Below are 16555 nucleotides of genomic sequence, written 5' to 3' on the forward strand. Positions count from 1 at the left end.
GCTGCTTGCAATCTGGGAAACAGAAGGAATACCAGATGAAACTTGCCTATGTGATAGCGCCCGGTCGGGGCACAACAAATCTGCTTTTGGCTGGCGTCGCCGAAGCCCTTGCCCAGAAGGGTTTGAAGCTTTGCGGCACCGTCCAATTGGATACCGAACGCGCTGAAGAGCATCATTGTGACATGGATGTGCTTGTCTTGCCTGACGGTCCTAAAATCCGCATCAGCCAGTATCTTGGCGCGAATGCGCGTGGATGCAAACTGAACCCAGAAGCTCTGGAAACGGCAGTCGCAGCGACCGAGTCGCGCCTTAAAGAAGGTGCTGATCTTCTCTTGGTCAACAAGTTCGGAAAACAAGAGGCGGAAGGCCGTGGATTTCGCGAAGCCGTCGGGTTGGCGTTGGAACATGAAATTCCCGCTATCATCGGGCTTAGCGAAGGCTCACGCGACGCGTTCATGGAATTTGTCGGTGAAGCTGAAGCGCTGGAACCGCAGCATGACGCCATTCTGCAATGGGTCTTGAATGCCGTTGGCGCGGTGGATGGCAAAAGCAGCTTCGAAAACCAATGAGATGGGGGGACCGATGACCCGTCAGGTTTTCACCAATGCGCCCGAGCACGCGACATATGACGTGGTCATTGTGGGTGGTGCAATGATGGGATCCTCGGTTGCCTGGTGGCTTTCGCGGGACCCGGATTTTGATGGACGCATACTGGTCATTGAACGTGATCCGAGCTTTGCACATTGCTCGACCGCGCACACGAATTCCTGCATCCGCCAGCAATTTTCCGAGCCTCTGAATGTCCAAATTTCGCAGTTCACTCTGGAGTTCATCAAAGATCTGCGCGCGCAAATGGGCGGAGATGAGCGGGTTGAAAACCTTGGTGTGCAAGATTTCGGGTATCTCTATCTGGCCGACACGGATCAGCGTGCAAACGCGTTGAAAGCTGCGCAGGCCATGCAATGTAAGCTTGGTGCGTCAACTCGCATCTTATCACGTGACGAGCTTGCAGAGGCCTATCCTTTCTACAACTTGGACGACATCATCTTGGGCAGCCATGGCGGCAAAGATGAAGGCTATTGGGACGGCGGTGCGTTGTTCGGCTGGTTCCGTCGAAAGGCGCTTGAAGCCGGAGTTGAGTATCTGTCAGGCGAGGTTGCCGCTGTGCAAACTTCAGGCGCGCGTGCGACATCTGTCAGCTTGTCAGATGGCACCAAAATTGGATGTGGGCAGCTGGTAAACGCTGCTGGTCCACGCGCGGCTAGCTTGTCAAAAATGGCTGGGCTGGACGTCCCTGTTGAGCCCCGCAAACGGTTCACTTGGGTGGTCAGTGCCGCTGATCCCCTGGATCGCCCCTTGCCCCTGACAGTGGACCCAAGTGGCATCCACTTCCGTCAGGACGGGCCGGAAACCTATATGATTGGGGCGGCCCCAGAAGAAGATACCACCGCCGACCCGGACGACTTTCATATGGATCACAGCATCTGGGAAAACCACATCTGGCCCCATGTTGCGACGCGCATCCCTCAGTTCGAAGCTTTGAAGATTGTCACCGAATGGACTGGTCACTATGCGTATAACACGCTTGATCAGAATGCGATCTTAGGGGGGCATCCCGATTTGGTAAACTTCCACTTTATCAATGGCTTCTCGGGGCACGGCCTACAGCAAGCCCCGGCCATGGGGCGCGGATTGGCAGAGCTGATTTGCCATGGGTGCTATCGCAGCATGGACCTTTCGCCCTTTGGCTATGAACGGATTGTAACGGGCATCCCGTTTGGGGAAAGCGCAGTGATCTGATCAGCCACGATGTGCGCCATCCGCCAGCGTTTTGACAAATGCCAGAACGTCCGCAGTGGGCTCGCCTGCTGCGATTTTCGACACGATTGCTGATCCGACGACGGTACCGTCTGCGATGCTTGCAATGGCTTGAGCTTTCTCGGGCGTGTTGACGCCAAACCCCACGATAACAGGAATGTCAGTTGCCGCTTTGATGCGTGCCACTTCCGGGCCAACATCATCCGACTGCGCCTCGGCCGAGCCTGTTACGCCCGTGACAGACACGTAATAAACAAAGCCCGAGGTGTTCTGAAGCACCTTGGGCAGGCGCTTATTATCTGTGGTCGGCGTGGCCAAGCGAATGAAATTCAGACCGGCTTTCTGGGCGGGAATACACAGCTCTTCATCTTCTTCAGGCGGAAGGTCCACAACGATCAGCCCGTCAATGCCGGCAGCCTTTGCATCCTTAAGGAACGTATCCACACCTCGGTTGTAGATAGGATTGTAATATCCCATCAGAACAATCGGGGTGGTGTCGTCGCCTTTGCGGAACTCGGCCGCCATATCCAGCGTCTTTTGCAGGGTCATCCCAGCCGCCAAAGCCCGCTGACCGGCCAGTTGAATGGTCGGGCCATCGGCCATTGGGTCGGTGAACGGAATACCAAGCTCGATAATATCCACGCCAGCGGCGGGCAACCCCTTCATCACCTCAAGCGAGGTCGCCATATCCGGGTCGCCGCCCATAATGTAGCTAACGAAGGCTTTTTGGCCCTGTTCCTTAAGCGCGGCGAATTTGGCGTCGATGCGAGTCATGCCCGGTCCTTTCCTTGGTCCCGCCCGGTTTGCCCAAGCGGGACGGGAAAATCAATGGCTCACTGATACTCGCTGTCGGCCATAATCATCCAACGCACACCAAACTTGTCGGTAAGCGTACCGAACAATGACGTCCAGAACATCGGCGTAAGCGGCATGCGAACCTCTCCACCGTCGGCAAGCGCGTCGAACACGCGTCGCGTTTCATCGTCACCCGCCAACGACACACAGACATTACAGCCCGACATCTCGGGTGGCTCGCCGGTTGGGTCATCACTTGCGAAAAGCCAACCATCGCCAATCGCAATCCCCGCGTGCATCACGGCGTCATCGGGCACCCCTGGCATTTGGGCGCGGTCCTCCTCGGGCATGTCCTTAAACGACATGATTTCGGGCGCGGCGCCGAACACTTCGCCATAACGGGTCATGGCCGCGCGGGCGCTGTCTTTGAAAAATACATAGGGAATAGGCTGCATGAGTCGTCCTCCTCCGTTTCATGTCTTTCAATTCCACCACGCTTGCGCCCAGCCTGTCAAAGCCCTAGAACGCGCGAGTGTTTCAACGACGGAGGCCGTGATGGGTTTCAAGATGGGTATCGTGGGTCTGCCGAATGTGGGCAAATCAACGCTTTTCAACGCGCTGACCAAAACGGCTGCGGCGCAGGCTGCCAACTTCCCTTTCTGCACCATTGAACCCAATGTGGGCGAAGTGAACGTGCCCGACAGCCGCCTTTACAAGCTGGCCGAGATCGCAACGTCGAAAGAGATTATTCCAGCTCGCATGACCTTTGTGGACATCGCCGGTTTGGTAAAAGGTGCATCCAAAGGCGAAGGTCTGGGCAACCAGTTTCTGGCCAACATTCGCGAAACCGACGCCATTGCCCATGTGCTGCGCTGCTTTGACGATGGCGACGTGACCCATGTGGATGGACGCGTGAACCCGGTCGAAGACGCCGAAGTGATCGAGACTGAGCTGATGCTGGCCGATCTGGAAAGCATCGAAAAGCGCCTTCAGAACATCGTACGCAAGGTGCGCGGTGGCGACAAAGAAGCCGTTCAACAGGAACGCCTGATGAAAGCGGCACAGGAAGCGCTGGAAGATGGCCGCCCTGCCCGCACCGTCGACGTGGATGAAGAAGATCGTAAGCAGTGGCAAATGCTGCAGCTTCTGACCTCGAAAAAGATCCTTTACGTCTGCAACGTGGACGAAGGGGATGCGGCAACTGGCAATGCCTATTCAAAGGCGGTCGAGGAGATGGCCGCTTCTCAGGGTGCTGCATCTGTCGTGATCTCTGCCAAGATTGAAGAGGAAATCAGCCAATTAGACGCCGACGACATGGAGATGTTTTTGGAAGAACTTGGCCTGAAGGAAGCAGGCCTCGATCGTCTGATCCGCGCGGGCTATGAGCTGTTGCATTTGGAAACCTATTTCACCGTCGGCCCGAAAGAAGCCCGCGCCTGGACCATCAAAGAAGGCACCATGGCGACTCAGGCCGCTGGGGTGATTCACGGCGATTTCGAACGCGGTTTCATCCGGGCTGAAACCATCGCATATGATGATTACGTGGCGCTTGGCGGCGAAAACGGAGCCAAGGATGCAGGCAAGATGCGTGCCGAGGGTAAGGGATACACTGTCAAAGACGGCGACGTTCTGCACTTCTTGTTCAACGCCTAACCCCCTTTAAACGCAGAATTTCAGAAGCCGTAGCGGAAGCGCTGCGGCTTTTTTCATTGGTTTCGTTCCAATGCCAACCTCGTCACAACGGGCGAATGGGTTTCATCGTCAATTTATTTTACCATCTGGTAAAACTTTTAGTTCTGTGCCTTACTGATTGGACCAAAGCCAATTCAAGGACGTAGCTATGGCACATATCAACAGGGAAAACGGTGTTGCAGCTGGGCGAATAGACCCAACGCAAGTTGCCGATAATTTCACAGACCTTCACCCCGCTTATGACGAACACGAAGCTCTGGTAGCCGCGGATCGCTGCTATTTTTGCCACGACGCGCCGTGCATGACGGCCTGTCCGACCTCGATCGACATTCCGCTTTTCATCCGTCAGATCGCCACAGGCACACCCGAGGCCGCAGCGAAGACCATTCTGGAACAGAACATTCTAGGCGGCATGTGCGCGCGGGTCTGTCCCACAGAAACGCTCTGCGAAGAGGTATGCGTGCGCGAAACAGCCGAAGGTAAGCCCGTCGAAATCGGTCGTTTGCAACGCTTTGCCACCGATACAGTGATGGCTGCGAATGCACACCCATTCGCCCGCGCCGATAAAACAGGTAAAACAGTTGCCGTCGTTGGCGCTGGCCCCGCAGGTCTATCCTGCGCCCACCGTTTGGCCATGTTGGGTCATGACGTTGTGGTGTTTGAAGCGCGCGCCAAAGGGGGCGGCCTAAACGAATTTGGCATCGCCGCTTACAAGTCTACCGACGACTTCGCCCAGCGCGAACTGGATTGGCTGCTGTCCATCGGCGGGATCGACATCCGCTATGATCAAAGCCTTGGCCAATCGATCACCATGGACGCGATGCAAGACGACTTTGACGCCATCTTCCTTGGCATGGGGCTTTCCGCTGTGAATGCCCTGCGCATGGACGGTGAAGACAAAGACAACGTCTCGGACGCGGTCGACTTCATTGCTGAATTGCGCCAAGCCAGCGACATGTCCACCTTGCCCGTCGGTCGGCGCGTTGTGGTGATCGGTGGCGGTATGACCGCGATTGACGCAGGCGTGCAAGCCAAACTGCTTGGGGCCGAGGACGTCACAATTGTTTACCGTCGCGGCCAAGACGCTATGGCGGCATCCGAGTTTGAACAGGATCTGGCACAGCAAAAGGGCGTCACGCTCATCTGCAATGCCACCCCTGTTGGAATTGAAGGCAACGGGTCGCTGACTGGCGTCACCTTCGCCTACACTGAAACGCAGGATGGCAAGCTGGTCACGTTGAATGAGACCTTCACGCTGCCAGCCGATCAGCTGTTTAAAGCCATTGGCCAGAAACTGGGCAGCACACCTGATGCGCTTGCGCTGGACGGCGGCAAGATCGCTGTCGACGACACTCAACGCACCAGCGCCAAAGGCGTCTGGGCCGGGGGCGATTGTGCCTCAGGCGGGGACGATTTGACCGTCACAGCCGTTGCTGAAGGCCGCGATGCGGCCATGGACATTCACGCCAGCCTGATGGGAGCAAGCTAATGGCCGATCTGACATCAAACTTTCTTGGAATTTCATCACCGAACCCGTTCTGGCTGGCTTCCGCCCCGCCCACCGACAAGGAATACAACGTGCGCCGCGCGTTCGAAGCCGGTTGGGGTGGCGTCGTGTGGAAAACGCTCGGCATGGAAGGGCCCCCGGTCGTCAACGTCAATGGCCCGCGTTACGGCGCGATTCACGGCGCGGATCGTCGCCTGCTGGGTTTGAACAATATCGAGCTGATCACCGACCGCCCGCTTGAGGTGAACCTTGAGGAAATGACCCGCGTGAAGAAGGACTATCCTGATCACGCGCTCATCGCCTCCGTTATGGTGCCGTGCGAAGAAGCAGCGTGGAAAGAGATCATTCCGCGCATCGCAGAAACGGGCTGTGATGGGTTCGAACTGAATTTCGGTTGCCCACACGGGATGGCCGAACGCGGTATGGGATCTGCCGTCGGTCAGGTGCCGGAATACATCGAGATGGTCACGCGTTGGTGCAAAGAAGCCACCGACCTGCCGGTGATTGTGAAGCTAACACCCAACATCACCAACATCCTGATGCCCGCTCAGGCGGCAAAGGATGGCGGCGCGGATGCGGTCAGCCTGATCAACACCATCAACTCGATCACCAACGTCAATCTGGATGCCATGGCACCCGAACCCATGATCGACGGCAAAGGCACCCATGGTGGCTATTGCGGTCCCGCGGTGAAGCCAATTGCGCTGAACATGGTGGCCGAGATTGCACGCAATCCCGGCACGCACGGCCTTCCAATTTCGGGCATCGGCGGCGTCACCACATGGCGCGATGCGGCCGAATTCATGGCACTTGGGGCTGGCAACGTGCAGGTCTGCACAGCTGCTATGACCTATGGGTTTAAAGTGGTGCAAGAGATGATCACAGGTCTGAGCCAATGGATGGATGAACAAGGTTACAATTCGATCGACGAGGTCGTCGGACGTGCTGTTCCCAACGTCACAGATTGGCAATATCTGAACCTGAACCACGTGACCAAAGCGCGGATCAGTCAGGATGATTGTATCAAATGCGGGCGCTGCTATGCGGCTTGCGAAGACACCTCGCATCAGGCAATCAGCATGTCAGAGGATCGGGTGTTTGACGTGAAGGATGACGAATGTGTCGCCTGCAACTTGTGCGTCAATGTCTGCCCGGTTGAAGGCTGTATCACAATGGAAACCATTGCGCCCGGCGCGATGGATGAACGAACCGGAACGGTTGTAAAGGAGGAGTATGCCAACTGGACTACCCACCCAAACAACCCAAGCGCAACAGCCGCTGAGTAAGGCTGAGATGGCCCTGTCCCTCTCCCGGCAGGGCCATCTGGCGATGCTCAGCTTTTCGATGCTGGTGTCGTTGTCGTTTACCTTTGGGCACATCGTAGCTCGTGACATGGCCCCAGCCGCGCTTAGCACTGTTCGATTTGCTTTGGCGGCGGCGCTGCTGATGGCTGTCGCGAAAGCGATGCGGGTCCCGCTGGCCCCAGTATTTCAGCGCTTCTGGCGCTTCGGGCTAATGGGTGGGCTGATGGCCGTCTATTTCATCACCATGTTCGAAGCCTTGCGTGTGACATCAGCCGTATCTACCGCTGCCGTCTTCACGCTGACCCCTCTGATGGCGGCCGGGTTCGGTTTTCTAATCGCCCGACAACACGCCTGCCGTTGGACATTAGTCGCCCTGACCATCGGCGCGGCAGGAGCCATCTGGGTCATCTTCCGCGCTGATCTGAATGCGCTCTTGAGGTTCGAAATCGGCTTTGGCGAAGCGCTCTTCACACTCGGGGCTTTCTCCCATGCCATGGTCCCTGCCCTCGCCCGAAAACTGGCTTATGACGTGAAGCCAGTGCAAACCTCAATCGGAACCATCCTTGGGGCGCTGATTGTCACGGCGATTTACGGCGCACCAGACCTGATCGCGACGGACTATACGTCGATACGTCCCGTGGTTTGGCTGGTGATCGTCTATCTGGCCGTTGCGGCCACAGCCGGGTCCTTTTTCCTGCTTCAATACGCGGCCCAGCGCCTGCCCGCAGGCAAGGTCATGGCTTATACCTATCTTGTGCCAAGTTGGGTGGTCTTGTGGGATTTGTTGTTACACGATGCCACGCAGCCAATAATGCTTCTGCTGGGAGTCGGGGCAACACTGGTCGCGCTTTTGATGCTGCTTAGGTCCGAAGGGTCCTGATCAACATCTCTTTGATGAAACGCTCAGCATCTTCGAACCGCGTTGCAGACCTTTCAGGACCAAGGACAGACCGCACCTGCACATCAAAATCCGCATAATGCTGCGTCATTGACCAAATCGAGAAGATCAAGTGATGTGGGTCCAGTGGGGCAAGCCTTCCCGCGTCCATCCAGTCTTGAATGATGGCGGCCTTTTCATCCACAAGCTGCTTCAACTCCGAGTTCAATACATCGCCCAAACGTGGCGCGCCATGCAAAATCTCGGTTGCGAACAACCGGCTTTCACGGGGCATGTCACGCGACATCTGAACCTTACGCGAGACATAGGTCAGGATCTCGTCCATTGGATCGCCATCCGCTGACATATCGCGCAACGGCTGCACCCAAACTTCAAGAAGGCTTTCTAGAAGCTCGGAATAGATCTCGTCTTTCCCATTGAAGTAATAAACCACGTTCTGCTTGGACAGTCCGGCGGCCTTGGCAACCTGCTCTAACGTCGCGCCACGCAAGCCTTTTTCTGAGAACACATCAAGCGCGGCTTCAAAAATCGCCTGCCGTTTTTCCAGCTGATTGCGCGTCTTACGCGCGGTACTTCCAGCCCGTGCCATTACGCACCCTCGTGCTTCTGAACACCGGACAAAAGCAGATCTTTCACCGCGGTTTTGGTCTCGTCCCACTGGCGGTTAGACAGCTCAACCCCTTCGTTCAGCGTGGTAATCTGATGGGTAAAATCCGCATAATGCTGCGTCGTGGCCCAAATCGCATAAAGCAGATGACGCGCGCTGATTGGGCGGATCTGTCCACGTTCAATCCACGTGTTGATGACAACAATCCTGTCCTCGGTCCAAGACCTGAGTTCATCCTCAAGATAATCCTGCACGATGGGCGCGCGCTGAATGATCTCATTCGCCCAGACCTTAGAACCATACGGTCGCGTACGGGCAAGATCCAGCTTGGTATCGATGTAGTCGCCCAGCGCACAAACCGGATCATTGTCGACAGCAATGCTGTCCGCCGCGTCACGCCAGATATCGAAGATTTCGCCCACGACACGACGATACAGCGCTTCTTTGGTTTCGAAGTAATAAACGACGTTCGACTTCGGAATACCCGCCACCGCAGCAATGCGGCTGATCGAGGCCCCAGCATAGCCAAAATCGGCAAACACGCGTTCGGCGGCGGTCAGAATTCGCGCCGTCACCTCTTGCCGATTACGGCTCTGGATGCCCGTTGTCGATTTGCTCACGTTTGCACTTTGCACCAAATTTCTGCGCAAAAAACGCGCAATGTCTTTCCTTTTGGCACGAGTTTTGCAGGGAAAACAGACATATTCTGCACGGTCGGTCAGAAAAATGTTGACCGATCGTGCAGAAATCCGCCAGCCTGAGGCTAAGACGGAATCTATAATCCGCCACGACATTCATGCGTACCCAAAGGGAGATGAATATGACCAACAGGAAAAACCTGCGCATCGATCCTGATCGGCTGTGGGACAGTCTGATGGAGATGGCCAAGATCGGCCCCGGCATCGCGGGCGGCAACAATCGCCAGACCCTGACCGACGAAGACGCCGTAGGACGCACGTTGTTCCAGACGTGGTGCGAAGCGGCGGGCATGACGATGGGTCTTGATACGATGGGCAACATGTTTGCCACGCGGGCCGGCGAAGACGCCGACGCCCTGCCCGTCTATATGGGCTCACATCTGGATACGCAGCCTACGGGCGGCAAGTATGACGGCGTGTTGGGCGTGCTGGGCGGGCTGGAAGCCATCCGCACGATGAATGACCTGAACGTCAAAACCAAGCATCCGATTGTTCTGACCAACTGGACCAACGAAGAAGGCACGCGCTTTGCGCCTGCCATGCTGGCGTCCGGCGTGTTTGCGGGCAAGCACACGCAAGATTGGGCCTATGATCGCGAAGATGCTGAAGGCCTGAAGTTCGGAGACGAGCTGAAACGTATCAGTTGGGTCGGCGACGAAGAGGTTGGCGCGCGCAAGATGCACGCCATGTTCGAGCTGCACATTGAACAAGGTCCCATTCTGGAAGCCGAAGGCAAGGACATCGGTGTCGTTACCCACGGCCAAGGGCTGAACTGGCTGGAAGTAACCATCGTGGGCAAGGAAAGCCACACAGGCTCGACCCCCATGCCCATGCGGATCAACGCGGGGCGCGGATTGGCCCTGATCACCGAACTGGTCCACGAGATCGCGATGAAGCACCAGCCAAATGCAGTGGGTGCCATCGGTCATGTCGACGTTTATCCAAATTCGCGCAACATCATCCCCGGCAAGGTCGTCTGCACCGTCGACTTCCGCTCGCATCTGCAAGAGGTCATCGACGCGATGATCTCTGAATTCGACGAACGTGCCCCGAAGCTTTGCACCGATATCGGTGTCGAGATGAGCTGGGAGATGGTCGGAACATTCGACCCACCCGCCTTTGACGAAGGCTGCGTGAAAGCCGTGCGCGATGCGGCCGAGGAACTGGGCTGCAGCCACATGGATATCGTCTCTGGCGCGGGCCATGACGCCTGCTGGATCAACGAGATCTATCCAACAGCCATGATCATGTGCCCCTGTGTGGATGGTCTAAGCCATAACGAGGCCGAGGACATATCCAAGGAATGGGCCGCAGCTGGCACGGATGTGCTGATGCATGCGGTGTTGGCGACGGCGGAAATCGTCGATTGAACAAATAGCTATGGCGCAAAGATGCTTCGCCCAATCGAGTGACAGCATCAACCGGCGTCATCCACTGGGAGGATTGATATGACCACAGTCATCAAAAACGGAACCGTTGTAACCGCTGACCTAACATACAAGGCCGACGTTCTGACCGAGGGCGGCAAGATCATTGAGATCGGGCCGGACCTGAAGGGCGATAAGGAACTGGATGCGACGGGCTGCTACGTCATGCCCGGCGGGATTGACCCTCATACGCACCTCGAAATGCCGTTCATGGGCACCTATTCCTCGGACGATTTCGAAAGTGGCACGCGGGCAGCACTTGCGGGCGGCACCACGATGGTTGTCGATTTCGCTCTGCCCAACCAAGGTGAAAGCCTGCTGGACGCGCTGAAGCGCTGGGACAACAAATCGACCCGCGCCAATTGCGACTATTCGTTCCACATGGCGGTCACATGGTGGGGCGAGCAAGTGTTCGACGACATGAAAACCGTCGTGCAAGAGCGCGGCATCAACACGTTCAAGCACTTCCTTGCCTATAAGGGCGCGTTGATGGTGAATGATGACGAGCTCTATTCCTCGTTCAACCGACTGGCCGAACTCGGTGCAACCCCGATGGTCCATGCCGAGAACGGCGACGTGATTGCCGAACTGTCCGCCAAGCTGTTGGCCGAGGGCAATACCGGGCCCGAGGCACACGCCTATTCGCGCCCCTCTCAGGTCGAAGGCGAAGCCACCAACCGCGCGATCATGATCGCCGATATGGCCGGTGCACCGCTTTATGTCGTGCATGTGTCCTGCGAGGAAAGCCACGAAGCCATCCGCCGCGCGCGGATGCAAGGCAAACGCGTGTGGGGCGAGCCGCTGATCCAGCACCTGACGCTGGATGAAAGCGAGTATTTCAACAAGGATTGGGACCACGCTGCACGCCGCGTGATGTCGCCGCCCTTCCGCAATAAAAAGCATCAAGACAGCCTGTGGGCCGGTCTACAATCGGGCAGTCTGTCGGTTGTCGCGACGGACCATTGTGCGTTTACCACGGAGCAGAAACGCTTTGGCGTGGGGGATTTCACTAAGATTCCAAACGGCACAGGTGGGCTTGAGGATCGAATGCCGATGCTGTGGACCAATGGCGTGGCAACGGGTCGCCTGACGATGAATGAATTCGTCGCTGTGACCTCGACCAACATCGCCAAAATCCTGAACTGCTATCCGCGTAAAGGCGCGGTTCTGGTGGGCGCGGATGCCGACCTTGTTGTGTGGGATCCTGAAAAGGAAAAGACCATCGCGGCAGGCAGCCAGCAATCGTCCATCGACTACAACGTGTTCGAAGGTCACAAGGTCAAAGGTCTGCCCCGTTTCACGCTGTCGCGCGGCCAAGTTGCGGTGCATGACGGCGAAATCCGCACACAGGAAGGCCACGGCAAGTTTGTCGAGCGCGAGCCGAATGCGACCGTCAACACCGCGCTGAGCAAATGGAAAGAACTGACTGCGCCGCAGCCGGTCAAACGCACCGGCATTCCGGCGACAGGGGTCTGACTTTGACTACAGAAACGGCGATTAAGGCCGAGAATCTCTCGCTGACCTTTCAAACCAATGACGGTCCAGTGCATGCGCTGAAAGACGTGTCGCTGGATATCAACAAGGGTGACTTTGTCAGCTTCATCGGCCCGTCGGGCTGCGGGAAAACCACTTTTCTGCGCTGCATGGCAGACCTTGAAGAGCCCACGGGCGGCACGATCACCGTCAATGGTGTGTCCGCGCGCGAGGCACGCAAATCGCGCGCCTATGGCTATGTGTTCCAACACGCTGGCCTGTATCCATGGCGCACGATTGGCAAGAACGTCCGCCTGCCGCTTGAGATCATGGGCTACCCGAAAGAAGATCAGGACGAACGGATTAAACGTGTGCTTGAATTGGTTGATCTAGAGGGGTTCGAGAAGAAGTTCCCATGGCAACTGTCAGGTGGCATGCAGCAACGCGCCTCGATCGCGCGTGCGCTGGCCTTTGATGCGGACATATTGTTGATGGACGAACCGTTCGGCGCGCTGGACGAGATCGTGCGTGATCACCTGAATGAGCAGCTTTTGCAGCTTTGGGCCAAGACCGAAAAGACGATTGCTTTCGTGACCCACTCGATCCCCGAGGCCGTGTATTTGTCGACCAAGATCGTTGTCATGTCACCGCGTCCCGGACGGATTTCGGATGTGATCGAAAGCCCGCTGCCCAAGGATCGGCCCTTGGATATACGTGACACGCAAGAGTTCCTGGACGTGGCCCACAGGGTGCGTGAAGGACTGCGCGCGGGGCATTCTTATGACTAAAACCGCGCTTTCAGTCCTGACGGTTTTGGCGGCCATCGTCGTCATCTGGTATCTGGCGGTCGCGCCCATGAACATCCGCGTTGCTTTGGATCAGGCGGATCGGGCGGGCGAAACCGTCACGCCCGAAACGCCCGTGGAACGGCGCGAGGTATCTAGCTGGGTGTTGATGGCCAAGAACAGCGACCACATCACTGCCGGCTATGATCTGGATCGGCCAAGGCTGCCGACCCCCACTCAGGTCGGACAAGAGCTTTGGAAAACCACGGGCGCGATGGTCCTGAAGGGCCGCACATGGTCCAAGCGATCGTTGATTTACCACGGCTGGATCACCCTTCAATCGACCTTCTGGGGCTTCGTACTGGGCACAACCATTGGGATCATCGGCGCCATTGCCATCGTGCAGTCCCGTGTGATCGAGATGTCAGTGATGCCTTGGGCCATCATCTCGCAAGCGGTTCCTATCGTGGCGCTTGCCCCGATGATCATCGTCTTGTCGTCCCAAGTCGGGATCGAAGGGCGCGGCTTTCCGAAGGCGCTCATCTCATCTTACCTGTGTTTCTTCCCGGTACTTGTGGGCATGGTGAAAGGGCTGCGATCTCCGACTGGAGAGCAGTTGGACCTTTTGAAAACCTACAGCTCGTCCGGGACGCAGCGGTTTTTGAAACTACGCCTTCCGGCGTCCCTGCCCTATCTTTTCACGTCGCTTAAGATCGGGATTGCCGCGGCGCTTGTTGGGGCCATTGTTGGTGAACTTCCAACCGGCGCAATCAGTGGTCTTGGTGCACGCATCTTGATCGGGGATCAATTTGGCACGCCGCTGGCCATTTGGTCTGCCCTGTTTGCAGCTGCCATTCTGGCGGGCTTGCTCGTCACCCTGATTGATCGAACGCAGCATGTGCTGTTGCGCAAGATGGGGATGCGCTCATGAGTTGGTTGATCATTGCCCTTATCTTTTGGATGGCAGCGTGGGCCGCGAATGTCGCTATGGTGCGCTCTAAATGGGCCAACACGACGCTGGTCCGCTATCTGGTGCCAATCATCTTCGGCCTGACACTTATCGTCGCGTGGGAGGCATTGGTTCATGCCTTCAACGTCTCGGCAGCAATCCTACCTGCGCCGTCCGACGTGGCAGAAACATTTGCCAAGTCGACCGGCATGCTGTGGGTGGACTTCAAACAAACCGTCCTGAAAGGCGCGCTTCGCGGCTATTTCATCGGTGCGGCAGCGGCGTTTCTTGTCGCCATCCTGATCGACAAGTCGCCATTCCTGACCCGTGGGCTGCTGCCCATCGGAAACTTCGTTGCAGCCCTTCCCATTGTCGGCGTGGCCCCGATCCTTGTCAGTTGGTTCGGATTTGATTGGCATTCAAAAGCCGCAGTCGTGGTCGTGATGGTCTTCTTCCCCGTGCTCGTGAACACCGTGCAGGGATTGCGTGAGACCGATGCGATGATGCGCGACCTAATGAAAACCTATGCGGCTGGCTATTTTTCTACCCTAATCAAACTGCGTATCCCCGCAGCGATGCCGTTCATCTTCAATGGATTGAAAGTTGCCGCGACCTTGGCGCTTATCGGTGCTATCGTGGCCGAGTATTTCGGATCCCCCACGCGCGGCATGGGATTTCGCATTTCCACTGGCGTCGGCAGCCTGTCTATTGATCTGGTCTGGGCCGAGATCGCCGTGGCCGCAATGGCAGGCACCGCATTTTATGGTGCTGTGGCTTGGATAGAAAAGAAGGTGACGTTCTGGCACCCATCTCAAAGAGGCTGAGTAAACCCAATAAAAATAACGAAAAAACATTCAACAAGGAGAGAGACATGAAACTCACATCTATGATCAGCGCGGCAGTGCTGGCAGCATCGTCCAGCATGGCGATGGCTGCGGACGAGGTGAAACTGCAATTGAAATGGGTCACACAGTCCCAGTTTGCGGGATATTATGTGGCGTTGGAAAACGGCTTCTACGCGGACGAGGATCTTGATGTTACTGTCCTACCCGGCGGACCGGATATTGCCCCTACGCAGGTGATTGCAGGTGGCGGCGCAGACGTCATTGTTGAATGGATGCCAGCAGCTTTGGCCGCACGCGAAAAAGGCTTGCCACTTGTGAACATCGCCCAACCTTTCGCCTCATCTGGTATGATGCTGACCTGCTGGGGGGACGTTGGGATAAAAACACCAGCTGATCTGGCAAACCGCACACTGGGTGTTTGGTTCTTCGGCAATGAATTCCCATTCATGAGCTGGATGTCACAGCTGGGCATTGCCACGGACGGCGCCAGCGAAACGGGTGTCGAGGTTCTGAAGCAAGGCTTCAACGTTGATCCTCTGCTTCAGCGTCAGGCCGATTGCATTTCGACCATGACCTATAACGAATACTGGCAGGTCATCGATTCAGGCGTCGCGCCGGAAGAGCTGATGACATTCAAGTATGAAGACCAAGGGGTCGCAACACTTGAAGACGGCCTGTACGTCATGGAAGAAAACCTTGGCGATGCCGAGTTCACCGGGAAAATGGAGCGTTTCGTTCGTGCCTCGATGAAGGGGTGGAAATGGGCAGAAGAAAACCCAGCAGACGCTGCCATGATCGTTCTGGAATATGATGAAACCGGTGCACAAACCGAAAAGCATCAGGTTCGCATGATGGGCGAGATTGCCAAGCTAACCGCAGGGTCAAATGGTGCCTTGGACGAGGCCGCGTATAAACGCACGGTCGCGACCCTTCTGGGCGGCGGATCTGATCCCGTCATCACGGCCGAGCCTTCGGGCGCATGGACCAGTGCCATCACTGATGCTGCTTTGAAATAAGACGGCATAATATCATCATGAACGGCGCGCCACTTTGGTGCGCCGTTTTACGTTCATAGTCTTAGTTAAGTTTGGTGCGGGCGGTGGGACTCGAACCCACACGGCCATACGGCCTCCAGATTTTAAGTCTGGTATGTCTACCATTCCATCACGCCCGCATAGCGCATCCCATCAGGTCTGACGTCTTTTCCCTACAATCAAAATTTGATGGGGGCAACGGCGGATCAAAGCGCAGCGCCATCTTCCTTAACAGCCTGCATCGCTACATGGGTCGAGCTTTGCGCCACATAAGGCAATGAGCTGATTTTCTCACCAAGGATACGGCGGTAATCGCGCATGTCCTGAGTGCGCACTTTCAGAAGATAATCAAAATGCGCAGCCAGCATGTAGCACTCTTCGACTTCAGGAATGGCTGCAACACCCGCGTTAAAGGCTGACAACGCGACCTCTCGCGTATCGGAAAGCTTCACCTCGACAAATGCCACGTGGTCGCGGCCCATTCGGATCGGGTCTATCTGTGCACGATAGCCAGTGATCACGCCGGTATTCTCAAGCTTTTTCAGGCGGGCCTGTGTGGGGGATTTTGACAACCCGATTTTGGCTGCAAAGATCCGTGATCGATATCCGCCCATCTACTGAAAGAATGTCCAGAATCAGGCGGTCGAAGCGATCAAATTCCATTGTCTTTTCTTCCCGCTAATATTTCATAATTCAGGCTTATGACTTGCCATAAGGTATATC

Annotated in this window: 16 protein-coding genes, 1 tRNA gene and 1 pseudogene; 12 read left to right on the plus strand and 6 right to left on the minus strand. The window is 56.4% G+C overall.

Annotated features, from left to right (window positions below):
* Positions 1 to 35 precede the first annotated feature (35 nt).
* Positions 36 to 569 (plus strand): DUF2478 domain-containing protein, encoded by a 534-nt coding sequence (locus AC0L6A_RS12820; RefSeq protein WP_473290563.1) that lies wholly within the window; start codon positions 36 to 38, stop codon positions 567 to 569.
* A 13-nt stretch (positions 570 to 582) separates the two neighbouring features.
* Entirely contained in the window at positions 583 to 1800 is a 1218-nt protein-coding gene (locus tag AC0L6A_RS12825) for an NAD(P)/FAD-dependent oxidoreductase (protein WP_473293492.1), read from the plus strand.
* Here AC0L6A_RS12825 and trpA read toward each other — a convergent pair whose 3' ends face one another.
* Both trpA and AC0L6A_RS12835 read right to left on the minus strand, forming a co-directional pair.
* Complete coding sequence (gene trpA / locus AC0L6A_RS12830; RefSeq protein WP_473290565.1) at positions 1801 to 2592, minus strand: tryptophan synthase subunit alpha; 792 nt, start codon at positions 2590 to 2592, stop codon at positions 1801 to 1803.
* Between the two features lie 59 nt (positions 2593 to 2651).
* A complete protein-coding gene (locus AC0L6A_RS12835) occupies positions 2652 to 3068 on the minus strand; it encodes a VOC family protein (protein ID WP_473290567.1) in 417 nt (138 codons plus the stop codon).
* Between the two features lie 100 nt (positions 3069 to 3168).
* Between AC0L6A_RS12835 and ychF the strand changes: the two genes are divergently transcribed.
* The 4 genes from ychF (at position 3169) to AC0L6A_RS12855 (ending at position 7996) form a co-directional block, all read left to right on the plus strand.
* Positions 3169 to 4266: a redox-regulated ATPase YchF gene (gene ychF / locus AC0L6A_RS12840; protein WP_473290568.1), complete on the plus strand. Its 1098-nt coding sequence runs from the start codon at positions 3169 to 3171 to the stop codon at positions 4264 to 4266.
* A gap of 187 nt (positions 4267 to 4453) precedes the next feature.
* Complete coding sequence (locus AC0L6A_RS12845) at positions 4454 to 5794, plus strand: NAD(P)-dependent oxidoreductase (protein ID WP_473290570.1); 1341 nt, start codon at positions 4454 to 4456, stop codon at positions 5792 to 5794.
* A complete protein-coding gene (gene preA, locus AC0L6A_RS12850; protein WP_473290571.1) occupies positions 5794 to 7098 on the plus strand; it encodes an NAD-dependent dihydropyrimidine dehydrogenase subunit PreA in 1305 nt (434 codons plus the stop codon). Before AC0L6A_RS12845 ends, preA begins: the two co-directional genes overlap by 1 nt.
* Before the next feature lie 7 nt (positions 7099 to 7105).
* A complete protein-coding gene (locus AC0L6A_RS12855) occupies positions 7106 to 7996 on the plus strand; it encodes a DMT family transporter (protein WP_473290572.1) in 891 nt (296 codons plus the stop codon).
* Here the strand turns inward: AC0L6A_RS12855 and AC0L6A_RS12860 are convergent.
* Positions 7977 to 8603 carry a TetR family transcriptional regulator C-terminal domain-containing protein gene (locus AC0L6A_RS12860; RefSeq protein WP_473290574.1) on the minus strand — a complete coding sequence of 209 codons (627 nt, stop codon included), beginning with the start codon at positions 8601 to 8603 and terminating at the stop codon, positions 7977 to 7979. The two genes, AC0L6A_RS12855 and AC0L6A_RS12860, sit on opposite strands and share 20 nt — an antisense overlap.
* Positions 8603 to 9241, minus strand: a complete 639-nt coding sequence (locus tag AC0L6A_RS12865; protein WP_473290576.1) for a TetR family transcriptional regulator C-terminal domain-containing protein — start codon at positions 9239 to 9241, stop codon at positions 8603 to 8605. Before AC0L6A_RS12865 ends, AC0L6A_RS12860 begins: the two co-directional genes overlap by 1 nt.
* 200 nt (positions 9242 to 9441) lie before the next feature.
* Here AC0L6A_RS12865 and AC0L6A_RS12870 point away from each other — a divergent pair, with 200 nt between their 5' ends.
* From AC0L6A_RS12870 to AC0L6A_RS12895, 6 genes are all read left to right on the plus strand, one after another.
* Positions 9442 to 10689 (plus strand): Zn-dependent hydrolase, encoded by a 1248-nt coding sequence (locus AC0L6A_RS12870; protein WP_473290578.1) that lies wholly within the window; start codon positions 9442 to 9444, stop codon positions 10687 to 10689.
* A 78-nt stretch (positions 10690 to 10767) separates the two neighbouring features.
* Positions 10768 to 12222, plus strand: coding sequence for a dihydropyrimidinase (gene hydA / locus AC0L6A_RS12875; protein ID WP_473290580.1), 1455 nt, complete (start codon positions 10768 to 10770; stop codon positions 12220 to 12222).
* 2 nt (positions 12223 to 12224) lie between these two features.
* Positions 12225 to 13007 carry an ABC transporter ATP-binding protein gene (locus AC0L6A_RS12880; protein ID WP_473290582.1) on the plus strand — a complete coding sequence of 261 codons (783 nt, stop codon included), beginning with the start codon at positions 12225 to 12227 and terminating at the stop codon, positions 13005 to 13007.
* Positions 13000 to 13935, plus strand: coding sequence for an ABC transporter permease (locus tag AC0L6A_RS12885; protein ID WP_473290584.1), 936 nt, complete (start codon positions 13000 to 13002; stop codon positions 13933 to 13935). The genes AC0L6A_RS12880 and AC0L6A_RS12885 overlap by 8 nt, the downstream gene beginning before the upstream one ends.
* Positions 13932 to 14777, plus strand: coding sequence for an ABC transporter permease (locus AC0L6A_RS12890; protein ID WP_473290586.1), 846 nt, complete (start codon positions 13932 to 13934; stop codon positions 14775 to 14777). The genes AC0L6A_RS12885 and AC0L6A_RS12890 overlap by 4 nt, the downstream gene beginning before the upstream one ends.
* 47 nt (positions 14778 to 14824) lie before the next feature.
* Positions 14825 to 15814: an ABC transporter substrate-binding protein gene (locus AC0L6A_RS12895; protein ID WP_473290588.1), complete on the plus strand. Its 990-nt coding sequence runs from the start codon at positions 14825 to 14827 to the stop codon at positions 15812 to 15814.
* A 72-nt stretch (positions 15815 to 15886) separates the two neighbouring features.
* Here AC0L6A_RS12895 and AC0L6A_RS12900 read toward each other — a convergent pair.
* Both AC0L6A_RS12900 and AC0L6A_RS12905 read right to left on the minus strand, forming a co-directional pair.
* Positions 15887 to 15972, minus strand: a tRNA-Leu gene (locus AC0L6A_RS12900).
* A 66-nt stretch (positions 15973 to 16038) separates the two neighbouring features.
* A pseudogene (locus tag AC0L6A_RS12905) lies at positions 16039 to 16495 on the minus strand (Lrp/AsnC family transcriptional regulator).
* Between the last annotated feature and the right edge of the window lie 60 nt (positions 16496 to 16555).

This window comes from Aliiroseovarius sp. D2-2, from assembly GCF_055809455.1.